A 15,405-nucleotide genomic window follows, 5' to 3' on the forward strand; every position below is an offset into this window, starting at 1 on the left:
ATGCCCCGCATCCGCACCGTCGCCCTCGTCGCGGGCGTCGCCCTGCTCACCAGGCGGGCCATGCGCCGCCGCATCGAGGCGTCCCCGCTGTGGCCGCTGCCCGCCCTCGACGAGCCGGTCTCCGGGCAGCCGCGCTCGCGTGCGCTGCGGCTGCGCGTCGCCGGGCGCGAGACGGTCGCCGACGGCGTCGTCCAGCTGCGTCTGACGGGCGAGCGCCTGCCGGGGTGGGAGCCGGGCGCCCATCTGGACCTCGTCCTGCCGTCCGGGCTCGTGCGGCAGTACTCGCTCTGCGGCGACCCCGACGACACCTCCTCGTACACCGTGGCGACCCGCCTCATCACCGCCGAGCAGGGCGGCAGGGGTGGCTCGCGCGAGGTGCACGAGGAGCTGGCGGAAGGCGTCGAGGTCGAGGTGCGCGGGCCGCGCAACCGCTTCCCGCTCGCCGAGGCCCCCTCGTACGTCTTTGTGGCGGGCGGCATCGGGATCACGCCGATCCTGCCGATGCTGCGGGCCGTCGAGGCGTCGGGGGCCGACTGGCGGCTGCTGTACGGGGGGCGTTCGCGGGCCTCGATGCCGTTCCTCGAAGAGGTCGAGAAGCTCGGCGGCCCGGACGGCGGGCGGGTCACCGTCGTCGCCGAGGACGCGGACGGGCTGCCGGACACGGCCGCGTTCCTCGCCGGTGCGGCGGCGGGCACGGCCGTGCACGTCTGCGGTCCCGAAGCGCTGATGGACGCCGTCGGCGCGGCGCTGCCCGCGGGCTGCTCGCTGCACTTGGAGCGGTTCACACCGCGCACCGCGACGGACGGCAACGCCCCCTTCGAGGTCGAACTGCGGCGCAGCGGGCGCACGGTGGCGGTCCCCGCCGACTCCACGGTGCTCGCCGCCGTCCGCGCCGAGCTGCCCAACACCGCGTACTCCTGCGCGCAGGGTTTCTGCGGAACGTGTCAACAGCGGGTCCTGGAAGGGGAGATCGACCACCGCGACGAACTCCTCACGGACGAGGAGCGGGACGGCTCCATGCTCATCTGTGTCTCGCGGGCGCGCGGCGAACGGATCGTGCTGGACATGTGAGACATGCCGCACGTGTGAACTTCCGTACGGGACCGGCTCGTCGAGAGGCCGGTTCCGCTCGGTAAGGTGTTCGCATGACGACCGGGGTGCGCCGCAGGATGGGTGTCGAGGAGCGGCGGCGGCAGTTGATCGGGGTCGCGCTCGAACTGTTCAGTCACCGCTCCCCCGACGATGTCTCCATCGACGAGATAGCAGCGGCCGCGGGGATCTCGCGCCCGCTGGTCTACCACTACTTCCCCGGCAAACTCAGCCTGTACGAGGCGGCGTTGCGCCGCGCGGCCGAGGATCTCGCCGAGCGGTTCGTGGAGCCGCACGAAGGCCCGCTCGGCGCGCGCCTGCTGCGGGTGATGGGCCGCTTCCTCGCCTTCGTCGACGAGCACGGGCCCGGCTTCTCCGCGCTGATGCGGGGCGGCCCCGCCGTCGGCTCATCGACGACGAACGCGCTGATCGACTCGGTGCGGCAGGCCGCGTACGTGCAGATCCTCACGCATCTGCGGGTCGCCGACCCGCCCGCCCGCCTCGAACTCGTCGTACGCTCCTGGATCTCGCTCGCCGAGTCGACGGCGCTGATCTGGCTCGACGGGCGGCGCATCCCGCGCGCCGAGCTGGAGTTGCAACTGGTGCACGACTTCGCGGCGCTGGCCGCGGTGAGCGCCGCGTACGACGAGGAGATGGCGGCGGTGCTGCGCGGCATCCTCGCCGAGGAGCCGGCCGAAGGGCCGTTCGCCGAGCTGATCGGCCGGCTCGTGGAGCTGGTGCCTCAGGCGTCGGAGGACTTGCGGTAGGAGGCGTCCAGGTCCCTGATCTCGGCCGAGGCGTGCAGGGTCAGCCCTTCCGCGGGCTTCACGTACTGCCGTACGAGATCGAGGGCGCCCTCGGTGACCCGCGCCTTGGTCTGTGGCGAACGCCCGGGCAGCAGCCCGATCATGACGTGCACGATGCCGTCGCGGCCCGCGCCGTCCCCCACCAGACTCCCCTCGGTCCGCACGAACCGCGTCTTGCAGGAGTCCGTGGTGGCGCCCGCGACGTCGACGAGCAGCGGGTGCAGGGCAAGGGCGAACCCCTTGCGGTCGAAGGCGTCGGCGAGCTGCTCGGAGTAGTCGACGGTGATCTGCGGCATGGGCCACCCCTCGTTCGGACGATGTCATGCACACCTTTACGGTGATCGCCATGACGGCGCAACTGACCTTCCGCGGCGCGGACGACGGCGACACGGCCACCCTCGTCGGCCTCTACGACGACGCGGCCCGCTGGATGCTCGACCACGGCATCGACCAGTGGAAGCCCGGCGGCAAGGACGCGGACCACTTCCGGCGGCTGATCGCGTCGGGCGCGGAAGAGGTGTGGCTCGCCCACGACGGCGACGAGGTCGTGGGGGCGTACGAGGTGTGGTGGGACGACGAGGCGGCCTGGGGCGTGCGGCCGCCGGACGCGGGCTATGTGCACCGGCTGATGACGCGGCGCGGGACGCGCCCCGGCACGGGCCGGGCGATGCTCGCCGCGGCCGAGCGGCGGATCGCGGCGGCGGGCCGCGGGCTGTGCCGCCTGGACTGCATGACCACCGTGCCCCGGTTGCGCACGTACTACGAAGAGGCCGGGTACACGGCCGTCGGCGAGCTGCCGGGGAAGGTCGCCGCCGACGGCAGTCTGTACGGCGTGGTCCTCATGGAGAAGCCGCTTCGCTAGCGTTCTCCCCGCTCAGCCGGATCGCGAGCAGCGCGATGTCGTCCTCCCTGTCGTGCCCGAAGCAGGCGAGGAGCGTGTCGCACAGGGCCGTCACGCCCGGGGGCGCGTCGGCCGCCGCGGCGCGCAGATGCTCCATGGACACCGCGAGGTCCGTGCCGCGCGTCTCGATGAGGCCGTCGGTGACCATGAGGAGCCGGTCGGTGGGGCGCAGCACCGTATCGGTGGGCACGGGCCGCGGCAGGCCGAGGCCGAGCAGCGGGCCCTTCGCGTCGAGGTAGTCGGCGGTGCCGTCGTCACCGACGACGAGCGGCGGGATGTGTCCCGCGTTGGCGACGCGGGTGCGGCCGGTGTCCGGGGCGACGAGCGCGAGGCACAGGGTGGCCGTCTGCTCTGGGTGGTAGCGCTGCAGCATCTTGTCGAGGCGGCTGGCGAGTTCGCCGGGGTCGGGGTCCTCGACGCAGTAGGCGCGCAGCGCGTGCCGGATCTCGACCATCACGGTGGCGGCGTCGAGGGAGTGGCCGACGACGTCGCCGATGGCGGTGAGGACGCCCTGCGAGGTGTTGAGCGCGGCGTAGAAGTCGCCGCCGATCTCCGTATCGCGGGAGGCGGGTTCGTAGCGGACGACGATCTCCGTGCCGGGCGGGCGGGGGAACCGGGTCGGCAGGAAGCTGCGCTGCAGGGTCAGCGCGATGTGGCGTTCCATCTCGTACATGAGCAGTCGCTCCGCGGCGAGCGCGGTGGCGTGGGCGAGCCGCCCCACGAGACGCCCGGTGTCGGTGGTGAGTCCTTGGGCGTACGCGGGAGTGGCGAGGCAGACGGGCTCGCAGGTCTCGCGGGCGCGGGACAGCGCGAGCCGGGCGCCGTCCGGCAGTCCGGTGCCGCCGGGGCCCTCGGCCCGGAAGAAGCCGGGCGGCCACAGCGGGGCGGGCACGACGGTGGCGCGCACTCCGGTCCGGCCCGCCATGACGCGGCGGATCAGCCGGGCCACCGCGTCGTGGGCGCCTTCGTCGGGCAGTGAGGCGGTCGACCGGCAGCGGGACAGGCCGCGGTACAGCGTGCCGTCCTCGCCGAGGACGAACGCGGCGGCGGGGCCGTTGGTCAGCCGGGCGGCCCCGGCGGCGGCCGCGTCGGCGAGCTCGCGCGGGCAGCGCGCCGACTGGACGTCGAGGATCGTCTCGGCGAGCCGGGTGAGGTGTCCGGCGTGCGCCTCGGCGTCGCTGCGGTGCCGGGCGCCGCGGGCCACGGCGCGCACCACGGCCTGGATCTCCTCCGGTTCCGCGGGGACCGTCAGATAGGCCTCGCCGCCCGCGTCGAGCCCGCGGCACCGGTCCGCGGGGGCGACCCGGGCCGCCGAGAAGTGCACGACGGGCAGCGCCGCGATGGGCGGCGACTCCTTCATGCGGCGGCACAGTTCGAAGCCGCTCATGTCGGGCAGGCCGACGTCGACGAGGGCCACGTCGGGCAGTTCGCCCGCGCGCTGGCGCACGTCGAGTTCGATGAGGGCCTCGCCCGCGCTCGCGGCGAGGACGACGCGGTGGCCGTCCCTGCGCAGGACGGCGCCCAGCGCGTACCGGCTGGCGGCGACGTCGTCGACCACCAGGATCGTGGTGTCTGCCTTGCCGTTGACGCTCACGCGGGCCCCTCGGGGCTGGTCGGCAAGCCCCCCGCGGGCCTGCTCGACCAAGTTAGCGCTCCGCCGCACGCTCCGGGAGGAGACGGCGTCCGTCGGCCCGGGAACGGTGAAGATCCAGGAACTTTCCGCGTACGACAAGGACTTGGCGATAGGATCTGCGGCCCCGCCCCGTCCGGCCTGGCCGGAACATCACCGGTCGGGCGGACACCCTCGTGACCTTCGCGTTCCGCGAGGCGTTCACCGCAGTGTCCGATCACCACCCCGGCGCCCCGAGGGACTTCATGACCCAGCACGTCACCGCCGCGCCCGCCGCCACCGACTCCGCGCCCGCCCGGGAGTGGTGGCGCGACGCGGTCATCTACCAGGTCTATCCGCGCAGCTTCGCCGACGGGAACGGCGACGGCATGGGCGATCTGCCCGGCATCACGGCCCGCCTTCCGTACCTGCGCGACCTGGGCGTCGACGCCGTCTGGCTCTCCCCCTTCTACGCGTCGCCGCAGGCCGACGCGGGCTACGACGTGGCGGACTACCGCGCCGTCGACCCGATGTTCGGCACCCTCACCGACGCCGACGACCTCGTCCGCCGGGCGCACTCGCTGGGCCTGCGCGTCATCGTCGACATCGTGCCCAACCACTGCTCGGACCGGCACGAGTGGTTCGGGCGGGCGCTGCGCGAGGGCCCGGGATCCCCGCTGCGGGACCGCTTCCACTTCCGCGCGGGACGCGGCACGGACGGTGAACTGCCGCCCAACGACTGGGAGTCCGTCTTCGGCGGCCCCGCCTGGACCCGGGTCGAGGACGGCGCCTGGTACCTCCATCTCTTCGCGCCCGAGCAGCCCGACTTCGACTGGGCACACCCCGCCGTCCACGACGAGTTCCGCTCCGTCCTGCGCTTCTGGCTCGACCTCGGCGTCGACGGATTCCGCATCGACGTCGCGCACGGCCTGGTCAAGGCGGCGGGACTGCCGGACGTCGGCCACGGCGAACAGGTCAAGCTGCTCGGCAAGCAGGCCGTGCCGTACTTCGACCAGGACGGCGTGCACGAGATCTACCGCGACTGGCGGGGGATCCTCGAGGAGTACGGCGCCGAGCGCATCGCCGTCGCCGAGGCGTGGACCCCGACGGTGGAGCGCAGCGCCCGCTATCTGCGCCCCGGCGAGCTGCACCAGGCGTTCAACTTCGAGTATCTGACCACCGATTGGGACGCCGCCGCGCTGCGCGCCGTGATCGACCGCTCCCTGACCGCGATGAACGCCGTGGGCGCGCCCGCCACTTGGGTGCTCTCCAACCACGACGTCGTACGACACTCCACGCGCTTCGGCGACGCCGACGAGGCGCGCGGGCTGCGCCGGGCCAGGGCGGCCACGCTGCTGATGCTGGCGCTGCCCGGTTCGGCGTATCTCTACCAGGGCGAGGAGCTCGGTCTGCCCGAGGTCACCGAACTGCCGGACGAGGTGCGCCAGGACCCGGCGTTCTTCCGCGGCGCGGGACAGGACGGCACGCGGGACGGCTGCCGGGTGCCGCTGCCGTGGTCCGGGCAGCACGCGCCGTTCGGGTTCGGGCCCGTGGACGGCGGCCCGAGCTGGCTGCCGCAGCCCGCGGACTGGAAGGGCCTGTCGGTGGCGGCGCAGACGGGCGACCCGACGTCCACGCTGGAGCTCTACCGGCGCGCGCTGGCCGTGCGCCGCGAACACCCGGCGCTCGGCGCGGGCCGTGCCATCGAGTGGCTCACGGCCCCCGACGGCGTCCTCGCGTTCCGCCGCGGCACCCCGGACGGCACCTTCGTCTGCACGGTCAACCTCACCGCTTCCGACATCACGCTGCCCACCCCCGGCACCCCGCTCCTCGCGAGCGCGGACGCCGCACCCGGCGCGGCACAGACCGTGCTCCCGGCCGATTCAACACTCTGGTGGGCAGCGTGAGATGCGACCGGTACAGTCCCATCCTGTGACCGCACGGCTAGCCGACATCGCAGCCCAGGCGGGGGTCAGCGAAGCGACAGTCAGCCGCGTGCTCAACGGCAAGCCGGGCGTCGCCGCGGCCACCCGTCAGTCCGTGCTCGCCGCACTCGACGTACTCGGCTACGAACGCCCGGTGCGCCTGCGCCGACGCAGCGCGGGACTGGTCGGGCTGATCACGCCGGAGCTGGAGAACCCGATATTCCCCGCGCTCGCGCAGGTGATCGGGCAGGCCCTGACCCGGCAGGGGTACACGCCGGTGCTCGCCACCCAGACCCCGGGCGGCTCCACCGAGGACGAGCTCACCGAGATGCTGGTGGACCGGGGGGTGTCCGGGATCATCTTCGTCTCGGGCCTGCACGCGGACACCTCCGCCGACACACAGCGTTACGAACAGCTGCGGGCCCAGGACGTGCCCTTCGTCCTCGTGGACGGCTTCTCGCCCAAGGTGCGGGCGCCGTTCATCTCCCCCGACGACCGGGCCGCGATGCGTCTCGCGGTCACCCACCTCGTCTCCCTGGGTCATACACGCATCGGGCTCGCCCTCGGTCCCAAGCGGTTCGTGCCCGTACAGCGGAAGATCGAGGGCTTCGTACGCACGATGCAGGAGCTGCTCGCCCTCTCCCCCGACGAGATCGAGACAGATCTCGTGCAGCACTCGCTGTACACCCTGGAGGGCGGCCAGGCCGCGGCCGCGGCGCTGCTCGACCGGGGCTGCACGGCGATCGCGTGCGCCAGCGACATGATGGCGCTCGGCGCGATACGGGCGGCGCGGCAGCGCGGCCTGGAGGTGCCCGACGACGTCTCGGTGGTCGGCTTCGACGACTCCCCGCTGATCGCGTTCACCGATCCGCCGCTGACCACGGTGCGCAAACCGGTGCCCGCGATGGGTCAGGCGGCGGTGCGTACACTCCTCGAGGAGATCGGCGGCACCCCCGCGCCGCAGAGCGAATTCGTCTTCATGCCGGAGCTGGTGGTTCGCGGTTCAACCGCTTCGGTGCCCAGGCGCCCCTAGGGGCGCCTCGGGGTCGCGGACTCGTCCCTCCGGTGGAGAGAATGCGGTCCGAACCCGACCAGGGGATGATCGGTCGAAGAGCGGGGATCTGGCAGACTCTGTCCCTATGGGTGAGACGACTGTGACGACGATCGAGGGCCGGCAGGGCCCCACCACATCACCCATCGCGGGCGCGGACGATGACCGCAATGGGCAGAAATTCCGGCGGGCCCTCCAGCGGCTCCGCACGCCCCGCCGTCCCAAGCTGTGGTTCGAGATCCTGCTGATCGCGGTGAGTTACTGGACGTACTCACTGATCCGCAACGCGGTGCCGGAGCAGAAGTCGCAGGCCCTGCGGAACGCCGACTGGATCTGGCGGGTCGAGCACGACCTGGGGATCGCCGTCGAGCGGAGCATCAACCACGCCGTGGATTCGGTGACATGGCTCATCGTCGGCATGAACTACTACTACGCGACACTGCACTTCGTGGTGACGCTCGGTGTCCTTGTGTGGCTTTTCCGCAAGCACCCCGGGCGGTACGCGGCCACGCGCCTCGTCCTCTTCGCGACGACGGCGGTCGCCCTGGTCGGCTACTACCTGTATCCGCTGGCACCGCCCCGCCTGATGAACGGCACCGACTTCATCGACACCGTCGTCGTCCACCAGACCTGGGGCTCGATGGCGTCGGGCGACCTCAAGAACATGTCGAACCAGTACGCGGCGATGCCGTCGATGCACATCGGCTGGTCCCTGTGGTGCGGCCTGACGATCTTCGCCCTCGCCTCGGTGCCGTGGGCCAAGGTGCTCGGCCTGCTCTACCCCACCGCGACCCTCGTCGTGATCGTGGCGACGGCCAACCACTTCTGGCTGGACGCGGTGGGCGGCATGATCTGCCTGGCGTTCGGCTTCGCGGTGGCGCGGCTCTGGTACGGGTCGATGCCGTATGCGCTGCCGCGCGAGGTGGCGGTCGAGGGCGCGGCGCGCCCCGAAGGGGCGCGGGCGCTCGTCACGCGGCCTTGACGATCTTCCCTTCCTTGACGGCGATGCGGGGCTTCACCTGCATCTGCAGCCTGCGGGGCCGCAGCGCGAGCCCCAGGGCGGGCCGGACCTGTCGCTGTCCCGGCAGGTGTGCCAGGCGCCATCGGGCGGTGATGGTCGCAAGGGCGAGCACGGCCTCGGTCATGCCGAAGGTGTCGCCGATGCACTTGCGGGCCCCGGAGGCGAAGGGCAGCAGGGCGTGCCGGGGCGGCTGGGGGCGCTTCGGGTCCCAGCGGTCGGGGTCGAAGGTCTCGGGCTCGTCGTAGAGGTCGGGCCGGTGGTGGATGAGGTAGGGGCTGTAGACGACGGTGCTCCCCGCGGGCAGCAGGTGCCCGCCCAGGCGGGTGTCGGCGGTGACGGCGCGGGTGAAGATCCAGCCCGGCGGGCGCAGCCGTAGCGTCTCGGTGATGACGCGGTGCGTCAGTTCCAGGCGCGGCAGGTCGGCGTGGGTGGCCCTGGCTCCGCCGAGGACCTCATCGACCTCGGCGTGCAGCCGGCGCGCGATCCCGGGGTGCCTGGCCAGCAGGTCGAGGGCCCAGGCCAGGAGTGCCGCGGTGGTCTCCGTACCGGCGAGGAAGAAGGTGACGACCGTGTCGCTGATCTCCGCGTCGGTCATGCCGCGGCTGTCGTCCTCGGGGTCGTGGGCCGCGATCAGGGCCGAGAGCAGGTCGTCGTGGTCGACGCCCTCGATGCGGCGCCGGGCGATGATCTGGTCGAAGGCGTCGCGCAGGCGGGTGCGGGCGCGCACATGGGCGCGGTTGCCGGGGGTGGGGAGCCTGTCCAGCGGGGGGACCATGAACATGCGCTGGTAGAAGCCGTCGAAGAAGGTCTTCACGTCGTGCAGGACCGGGCCGAGTTCGCCCGGCGGCAGCGCACCGGAGAACAGGGTGGCGGCCGTGATCCTGGACGTGATGGTCATCATCTCGGTGGGTACGTCGAGGACCTGCCCGGCACGCCAGGACCCGGTCGCGTCCTCGATGCAGGTGCTCATGGCCTTCGCGTAGCCGGGGAACCGTGCCGGGTGGAAGGCGGGCTGGGCGAGGCGGCGCAGCCGCCGGTGCGCGCTGTAGGGACAGCTGGCGAGACCGTCGTTGCCCACGACCTCCCGCACCCGGTCGAAGATCGGGCCGCCCTTGTCGAAGACGCGGTCGTCGACCAGGGCCTGCCGGGTCAGTTCCGGATCGCAGATCATCACCAGCGGGACGGGGCCCAGCTGGATGCGGACGAGATCCCCGTGCGGCGGAAGGGAGTTGAGGAACTCCAGCGGATTGCGCAGCAGCGGGATCAGATGGCCGACGAGGGGCAGCGCCTTGGGGGCGACGGGGAGTGCACGCAGGCTCGTCATGTCCCCTCACTCCCCGGCCGGGCAGGAGCGGGGGGCGAGGTCCTGGACGTCGGCGCTCCGCAATCCGTAGCGGGGCGTCTCCAGCGACCATGTGTAGACGGGGTCGACCCAGTAGAAGATCGCCCGGGCGTGATGCCTGACCGCGTCGGGCAGGGAGGTGTCCGCGCAGATCGTGGCGGCGGTGTTGGCGTTCTCATAGCGCATCACCGCGTTGAGGGTGAGCGCGCAGGAGAAGGCCATGTCCACCGGAATTCCGTACTCCTGGCAGATGACGCCGACGAGGCTGAGCCTTTCCCCCGATTCGGCGGCCAGGTGGCAGCTGTGCAGGTCGTTGTCGAGACCGACGAGCAGGCTGCCCTGTTTCATGAGCTGCAGCAGTGGCCCGGGAAGCCGCTCCCCCGGTCCGACGAGACCCGGCTGCAGCCGCTGTATCCACATGCCGAGCACGATCCCCGCCGTGCGTGTCCGGTGCTTCAGGTACTGGTCAAGACTCGGCAGCGGCTCCCCGTTCTCCCACGCCTGCCGGGCCGTGTACTCGTGCAGGAAGCCGAGCAGCAGTTCCGTGAAGCCGGGGATCAGGGCGGCCCCTCCCGCCGCGACGACGTCGTCGCGCAGAGCGGCGATCGGCCTGAGGATGTCCGGCCCGCCGGCCGGTGCGTGCCCGCCCTCCAGGGTTTCCCGTACGGGCTCCATGAGCCGGCCGACCGGCCGGTCGCTGCCGAGGTCGACGGTGTTCAGCCAGAACAGGATCATCTGCAGCTTGGCGAGCGGAAGCAGCACGTGCCACGGAGCCTGTGGGGCGAAGAGCCCCACCAGGTGCCCGGGAGTCGCCTCGGCCGTGATCTCGATGTGCTCCTCGCTCATGCCGAGATCTGCCGCCCAGGCGAGGACGGCGGACTCCAGCTCGTCGGTGCACGGATGGGCGGCGTACGTTTCACGCCCCTTGCCCAGATGGGAGAGCAGCCAGGGCTTCAGGGGACGGAACGCACCGGGGATGTCGTCCGCCGTCCTGGGACCGGGAATGGAGCTGGGAATGGGACTGGGACTGGGACTGGGACTGGAGCTGGAGCTGGAGCTGGGGAACAGAAGAGGCCTCTGAAGCATGCTGCGGTTCCTTCCTGCTCTACTTTCCGAAACGTCGCTGACGGTTGCCGTAGAAGGCCAGGGCGCTGTGGAGGTCGGACTGGGTGAAGTCCGGCCACAGGACAGGGCAGAAATAGAGCTCGGACAGAGCTGCCTGCCAGAGCATGAACCCGGAGAGGCGCTGTTCGCCCGAGGTGCGGATCACCAGGTCCGGATCGGGAAGCCCGCAGGTGGAGAGGGCCTGGGCGAACGTCGTCTCGGACACGGAGAACCCGGCGGACTCGACCGCCTGGTGGGCGACGCGGCGCGCCGCGGCGAGGATGTCCTGGCGGCCGCTGTAGCCGACCGCGAAGTTGATCTGGGGACCCTGATTGCGGCAGGTCGCGGTCTCCGCCTCGCACAGCGCGGTCGCCAGGGACTTGGGGAGCAGCCGGGGATCCCCGAGGTGCCGCATCCTCCAGTGCCCGGCCTCCGCGAGCCGGACGGTCAGTTCGGAGATGATGTCCAGGAGCTTGTGGAGCTCGGCCGAGGCGCGGTTGAGGTTGTCCGTCGAGAGCAGCCACCAGGTGGTGGTCTCTATGCCCATGGCCTCACACCAGTGGACGGCCCTGCGGACGTTGTCCGCGCCTTCCTTGTGGCCCTTCTCGACAGAATGGCCATGTGCCTGCGCCCAGCGACGGTTTCCGTCCACTATGAAGGCGACATGACGCGGCCAGTTGGATCGATCGCACGGAGGAGCACTCATCGGGCAGTTCCTTACGCCTGGGTCCAGGGCATGCACGGCCGATACGCATCGGGCTCGGGCTCAACGAGCAAGGAAATGGGGGGTTGCCGACGACGGCTTGTCCTGGAAATCCTGAGCCGATCCGCCGGGCTTGCAAAGGCGCGTCCGGGGGCGCTTGACGTGCGCACGCCTCAATAGGAGGCCGCTGAGGCTCCTGCCGGGGGCTTTCGAGACGCCCGGCAAAGCGCAGCGCCCCGAAGTCCCGCCCTACGCCCCGTAGAACCGCTCCTCGACGACCGCCCGCGCCCTGCGCGTGATCCGCCGGTAGTCGTCCAGCATGTCGCCGACGTGCCCGGCGTCGTAGCCCAAGTACCGCCCGACGGCGGCCTGTTCGCGGCCGTCGGAGGGGAACGTGTCGCCCGCGCGGCCGCGCACCAGCATCACCGCGTTCCGTACGCGCGTCGCGAGCACCCACGCCTCGTCGAGGATCGCCGCGTCCTCCGCGGGGATCAGTTCCGCCGCACAGGCGGCGGCGAGGGCCTCGCGGGTGCGGGTGGTGCGCAGGCCCGGTTCGGCCCAGGCGTGCTCCAACTGCAGGAGCTGCACGGTCCATTCGACGTCCGAGAGGCCGCCGCGGCCCAGCTTCGTGTGCAGGGTCGGGTCCGCGCCGCGCGGCATCCGTTCCGCCTCCATGCGGGCCTTGAGGCGGCGGACCTCGCGGATCGCGTCCTCGCCGAGGCCCTCCATCGGGTAGCGCAGCGGGTCGACGAGGTCGATGAAGGCGCGGCCGAGGTCCTCGTCACCGGCGACCGGTTCGGCGCGCAGGAGCGCCTGGGACTCCCAGACGAGGGACCAGCGGCGGTAGTAGGCCTCGTACGACTTGAGCGTCCGCACCAGCGGTCCGCTCCTGCCCTCCGGGCGCAGATCCGCGTCGATGAGCAACGGCGGGTCGGCGGAGGGGAGTTGGAGGAGCCTGCGCATCTCGGCGACGACCTTGGCGGCCGCCTTCGCGGCCTCCTGCTCGTCGGCGCCCTCGCGCGGCTCGTGCACGAACAGGACGTCCGCGTCCGAGCCGTAGCCCAGCTCGTGGCCGCCGAAGCGGCCCATGCCGATCACGGCGAAGCGGGTCGGGAGCGTGTCGCCCCAGCCGTCGCGGACGACGGCGCGGAGCGTGCCCGCGACGGTGGCCGCGGTCAGGTCGGACACGGCGCCGCCGACCCGGTCCACCAGTGCGCCGGGGTCGGCCTCGGCGGGGCTGTCCTCCGTGCCGTACGAGCCGATGATGTCGCCCGCGGCCGTGCGGAACAGCTCGCGCCTGCGCACCCCGCGCGCCGCCGCGACCGCCCGCTCGGCACCGGCGGCGCGGCGCACCGCGGCCAGGATCTCCTGCTCCAAAGGGCCGCGGGCGCGCGGTTCCAGGCCCCGCCGGTCGCCGAGCAGGGCGACCGCCTCGGGGGCGCGCAGGAGCAGGTCCGGGGCGAGGCGGCCGGCCGAGAGGACCCGCGCGAGGTTCTCGGCGGCGGCGCCCTCGTCCCGCAACAGCCGCAGATACCAAGGGGTCTTGCCCAGGGCGTCGGACACCTTGCGGAAGCCGAGCAGGCCCGCGTCCGGGTCGGCCGAGTCCGCGAACCAGCCGAGCAGGACGGGCAGCAGGGTGCGCTGGATGGCGGCCTTGCGGGACACCCCGGAGGCGAGCGCCTCCAGATGCCTGAGCGCGGCACTCGGGTCCGCGTAGCCGAGCGCGACGAGCCGCTCGCGCGCCGCCGAAGCGCTCAACCCGGTCTCGCCGGGAGCGAGTTGGGCGACGGCGTCGAGCAGCGGCCGGTAGAACAGCTTCTCGTGCAGGCGGCGCACGACGGAGGTGTGCCGCTTCCAGGCGCGGTTCAGCTCGGTGATCGGCTCGGTGCGCATGCCGAGCGAACGGCCGATGCGGCGCAGGTCCGCGTCGTCCTCCGGCACGAGGTGGGTGCGCCGCAGCTTGTAGAGCTGGATGCGGTGTTCCAGGGAGCGCAGGAAGCGGTACGCGTCGTCGAGCTGGGCGGCGTCGACGCGCCCCACATAGCCGCCCGCGCCGAGCGCCGCGAGCGCTTCGAGCGTCGATGCGCTCCTGATGGAGGTGTCGCTGCGGCCGTGCACCAACTGCAGCATCTGTACGGCGAATTCGACGTCCCGCAGCCCGCCGGGCCCGAGCTTCAGCTCCCGCTCGACCTCGCCCGCGGGAATGTTCTCGACGACGCGGCGGCGCATCTTCTGCACGTCGGGCACGAAGTTCTCGCGCTCGGCGGCGTGCCAGACGAGCGGCGCGAGCGTGGCGACGTACTCCTCGCCGAGTTCGAGGTCGCCCGCGACCGGGCGGGCCTTGAGCAGCGCCTGGAACTCCCAGGTCTTCGCCCACCGCTGGTAGTACGCGAGATGGCTGCTCAGGGTGCGCACCAGCGGGCCGTTGCGGCCCTCCGGGCGCAGGTTCGCGTCGACCGGCCAGATGGTGCCCTCGACGTTCGTCTCCGAGCAGATCCGCATCATGTGCGAGGCGAGCCGGGTCGCGGCCCGCAGCGCCGTGCCCTCGTCGGCGCCCGCGGCCGGGTCGGCGGGCTCCGCGACGAAGATGACGTCGACGTCCGAGACGTAGTTGAGCTCGTGGCCGCCGCACTTGCCCATCGCGATGACCGCGAGCCTGCACTGCGCGGCGTCGGCGGGCGCCGCCGAGCGGGCCATGGCGAGCGCCGCCCGCAGCGTCGCCGTAGCGAGGTCGGCCAGCTCGGCCGCGGTCTCGGCGACATCCGTCGTGCCGCAGACGTCACGGGCCGCTATGGCGAGCAGGCAGCGGCGGTAGGCGACCCGCAGCGAGACCGGGTCGGCGGCCTTGGCGAGACCGCGCTCGAACTCCTCCACACCGGGGTGCAGATCGGCCGCCTCGTAGGTGACCAGGGCCCGCCAGTCGCGGGGGTGCCGCGCCAGATGGTCGGCGAGGGCCTCGGAGGCGCCGAGCACACCGAGCAGCCGGTCGCGCAGCGGCTTGGCGGTGACCAGGGTGTCGAGCAGCTCGCGCCGCCCCGCCTCGTCCTCCTGCCCCTCGACGAGCCGGACGAGGCCGAGCAGCGCGAGATCGGGGTCGGCGGTGACGCCGAGCGCGTCGAAGAGCAGCGGATCGTCGCGGACGGCGCCGAGGCCGGGGGTGTCAAGCAGCCGCTCGGCCGCGGACGGGTCGGTGAAACCGTGCCGCAGCAGCCGCGTGAACGTACTGCTCCGTCGTCCCTGCGGCAGCGTCATGCCGAGCCTCCGTTCGATCACTCCTCAGCCCGAGCCTACGGCCTCGCCGACGGGTTCCGCCCACGCCCGCGTCCTCGGACGCTGACAGCGGGCCGACTCCCTGGTGTACTGCGGCTCATGGAGTACACACTCGAAGTGATTCCGCTGCCCGTGAGTGACATCGACGCGTCCAAGGCGTTCTACCGCGACAAGCTCGGCTTCCACGTCGACATCGACACGGAGGTCCTGCCGGGCATGCGCATCGTCCAGCTGACCCCGCCCGGATCCGGCTGCTCCATCGCCCTCGCCGACACCCTCTGGGACACCATCGCGGGACCGACCCCGGCCCCGGGCTCCTACCAGGGCCTCCAGCTCTGCGTCGCCGACGCGAAGCTCGCGCACGCGGAACTGACCGCGCGCGGCCTCGACGTCTCCGAGCCGGTGGCGCATGCCCCGCAGGACGGGGGCACGTTCATGTACTTCAAGGATCCCGACGGCAACGGGTGGGCCATCCAGGAGTACCGGGTCCGTGCGACTACGCCTTTGCGGCAGGCAATCGCGGCCCCGTAAGGGGCGTGGGGAACTGCGCGCTCAGCCCAGGAAAAGCCGCAGTCGCGTCTGCC

Annotated in this window: 13 protein-coding genes; 7 read left to right on the plus strand and 6 right to left on the minus strand. The window is 72.2% G+C overall.

The window, feature by feature from the left end:
• Together ACFWZ2_RS26430 and ACFWZ2_RS26435 are read left to right on the plus strand one after the other, a co-directional pair.
• Positions 1–1,071 (plus strand): PDR/VanB family oxidoreductase, encoded by a 1,071-nt coding sequence (locus tag ACFWZ2_RS26430; protein WP_384549709.1) that lies wholly within the window; start codon positions 1–3, stop codon positions 1,069–1,071.
• Positions 1,072–1,145: 74 nt separating this feature from the next.
• Entirely contained in the window at positions 1,146–1,856 is a 711-nt protein-coding gene (locus ACFWZ2_RS26435; protein WP_384549711.1) for a TetR/AcrR family transcriptional regulator, read from the plus strand.
• On the opposite strand, the gene ACFWZ2_RS26440 is transcribed toward ACFWZ2_RS26435, so the two are convergent.
• The gene (locus ACFWZ2_RS26440) at positions 1,832–2,191 is read right to left on the minus strand and encodes a 5-carboxymethyl-2-hydroxymuconate Delta-isomerase (RefSeq protein WP_384549713.1); all 360 of its coding nucleotides are present in this window, start codon (positions 2,189–2,191) and stop codon (positions 1,832–1,834) included. The two genes, ACFWZ2_RS26435 and ACFWZ2_RS26440, sit on opposite strands and share 25 nt — an antisense overlap.
• A gap of 50 nt (positions 2,192–2,241) precedes the next feature.
• Between ACFWZ2_RS26440 and ACFWZ2_RS26445 the strand changes: the two genes are divergently transcribed.
• A complete protein-coding gene (locus ACFWZ2_RS26445; RefSeq protein WP_384549715.1) occupies positions 2,242–2,757 on the plus strand; it encodes a GNAT family N-acetyltransferase in 516 nt (171 codons plus the stop codon).
• Here the strand turns inward: ACFWZ2_RS26445 and ACFWZ2_RS26450 are convergent.
• Complete coding sequence (locus ACFWZ2_RS26450; protein WP_384549717.1) at positions 2,735–4,390, minus strand: SpoIIE family protein phosphatase; 1,656 nt, start codon at positions 4,388–4,390, stop codon at positions 2,735–2,737. The two genes, ACFWZ2_RS26445 and ACFWZ2_RS26450, sit on opposite strands and share 23 nt — an antisense overlap.
• A gap of 281 nt (positions 4,391–4,671) precedes the next feature.
• On the opposite strand from ACFWZ2_RS26450, the gene ACFWZ2_RS26455 reads away from it, so the two are divergent.
• The 3 genes from ACFWZ2_RS26455 (at position 4,672) to ACFWZ2_RS26465 (ending at position 8,363) form a co-directional block, all read left to right on the plus strand.
• The gene (locus ACFWZ2_RS26455; RefSeq protein ID WP_384549738.1) at positions 4,672–6,312 is read left to right on the plus strand and encodes a glycoside hydrolase family 13 protein; all 1,641 of its coding nucleotides are present in this window, start codon (positions 4,672–4,674) and stop codon (positions 6,310–6,312) included.
• Positions 6,313–6,337: 25 nt separating this feature from the next.
• A complete protein-coding gene (locus ACFWZ2_RS26460; protein ID WP_384549719.1) occupies positions 6,338–7,363 on the plus strand; it encodes a LacI family DNA-binding transcriptional regulator in 1,026 nt (341 codons plus the stop codon).
• 106 nt (positions 7,364–7,469) lie between these two features.
• Entirely contained in the window at positions 7,470–8,363 is an 894-nt protein-coding gene (locus tag ACFWZ2_RS26465) for a phosphatase PAP2 family protein (RefSeq protein ID WP_384549721.1), read from the plus strand.
• Here the strand turns inward: ACFWZ2_RS26465 and ACFWZ2_RS26470 are convergent.
• From ACFWZ2_RS26470 to ACFWZ2_RS26485, 4 genes are all read right to left on the minus strand, one after another.
• Positions 8,350–9,726 carry a cytochrome P450 gene (locus tag ACFWZ2_RS26470; protein WP_384549723.1) on the minus strand — a complete coding sequence of 459 codons (1,377 nt, stop codon included), beginning with the start codon at positions 9,724–9,726 and terminating at the stop codon, positions 8,350–8,352. The two genes, ACFWZ2_RS26465 and ACFWZ2_RS26470, sit on opposite strands and share 14 nt — an antisense overlap.
• Positions 9,727–9,732: 6 nt before the next feature.
• Positions 9,733–10,830, minus strand: a complete 1,098-nt coding sequence (locus ACFWZ2_RS26475; protein ID WP_384549725.1) for a terpene synthase family protein — start codon at positions 10,828–10,830, stop codon at positions 9,733–9,735.
• Positions 10,831–10,849: 19 nt separating this feature from the next.
• A complete protein-coding gene (gene uppS / locus ACFWZ2_RS26480) occupies positions 10,850–11,554 on the minus strand; it encodes a polyprenyl diphosphate synthase (RefSeq protein WP_384549727.1) in 705 nt (234 codons plus the stop codon).
• Positions 11,555–11,800: 246 nt separating this feature from the next.
• Positions 11,801–14,803, minus strand: coding sequence for a bifunctional [glutamine synthetase] adenylyltransferase/[glutamine synthetase]-adenylyl-L-tyrosine phosphorylase (locus ACFWZ2_RS26485; protein WP_384549729.1), 3,003 nt, complete (start codon positions 14,801–14,803; stop codon positions 11,801–11,803).
• A gap of 117 nt (positions 14,804–14,920) precedes the next feature.
• On the opposite strand from ACFWZ2_RS26485, the gene ACFWZ2_RS26490 reads away from it, so the two are divergent.
• Positions 14,921–15,352 carry a VOC family protein gene (locus ACFWZ2_RS26490; protein WP_384549731.1) on the plus strand — a complete coding sequence of 144 codons (432 nt, stop codon included), beginning with the start codon at positions 14,921–14,923 and terminating at the stop codon, positions 15,350–15,352.
• The last annotated feature ends 53 nt before the right edge of the window (positions 15,353–15,405 follow it).

The sequence above is a fragment of the Streptomyces sp. NPDC059002 genome (assembly GCF_042740435.1).
GTDB lineage: Bacteria > Actinomycetota > Actinomycetes > Streptomycetales > Streptomycetaceae > Streptomyces.

What these genes read in the sequence shown, in the direction of transcription:
- ACFWZ2_RS26445 (WP_384549715.1), top strand. Translation starts at nt 2,242, where the DNA reads ATGACGGCGCAACTGACCTTCCGCGGCGCGGACGACGGCGACACGGCC.
- ACFWZ2_RS26455 (WP_384549738.1), top strand. Translation starts at nt 4,672, where the DNA reads ATGACCCAGCACGTCACCGCCGCGCCCGCCGCCACCGACTCCGCGCCC.
- ACFWZ2_RS26430 (WP_384549709.1), top strand. Translation starts at nt 1, where the DNA reads ATGCCCCGCATCCGCACCGTCGCCCTCGTCGCGGGCGTCGCCCTGCTC.
- ACFWZ2_RS26490 (WP_384549731.1), top strand. Translation starts at nt 14,921, where the DNA reads ATGGAGTACACACTCGAAGTGATTCCGCTGCCCGTGAGTGACATCGAC.
- ACFWZ2_RS26475 (WP_384549725.1), bottom strand. Translation starts at nt 10,830, where the DNA reads ATGCTTCAGAGGCCTCTTCTGTTCCCCAGCTCCAGCTCCAGCTCCAGT.
- ACFWZ2_RS26440 (WP_384549713.1), bottom strand. Translation starts at nt 2,191, where the DNA reads ATGCCGCAGATCACCGTCGACTACTCCGAGCAGCTCGCCGACGCCTTC.
- uppS (WP_384549727.1), bottom strand. Translation starts at nt 11,554, where the DNA reads ATGAGTGCTCCTCCGTGCGATCGATCCAACTGGCCGCGTCATGTCGCC.
- ACFWZ2_RS26435 (WP_384549711.1), top strand. Translation starts at nt 1,146, where the DNA reads ATGACGACCGGGGTGCGCCGCAGGATGGGTGTCGAGGAGCGGCGGCGG.
- ACFWZ2_RS26485 (WP_384549729.1), bottom strand. Translation starts at nt 14,803, where the DNA reads ATGACGCTGCCGCAGGGACGACGGAGCAGTACGTTCACGCGGCTGCTG.
- ACFWZ2_RS26470 (WP_384549723.1), bottom strand. Translation starts at nt 9,726, where the DNA reads ATGACGAGCCTGCGTGCACTCCCCGTCGCCCCCAAGGCGCTGCCCCTC.
- ACFWZ2_RS26465 (WP_384549721.1), top strand. Translation starts at nt 7,470, where the DNA reads ATGGGTGAGACGACTGTGACGACGATCGAGGGCCGGCAGGGCCCCACC.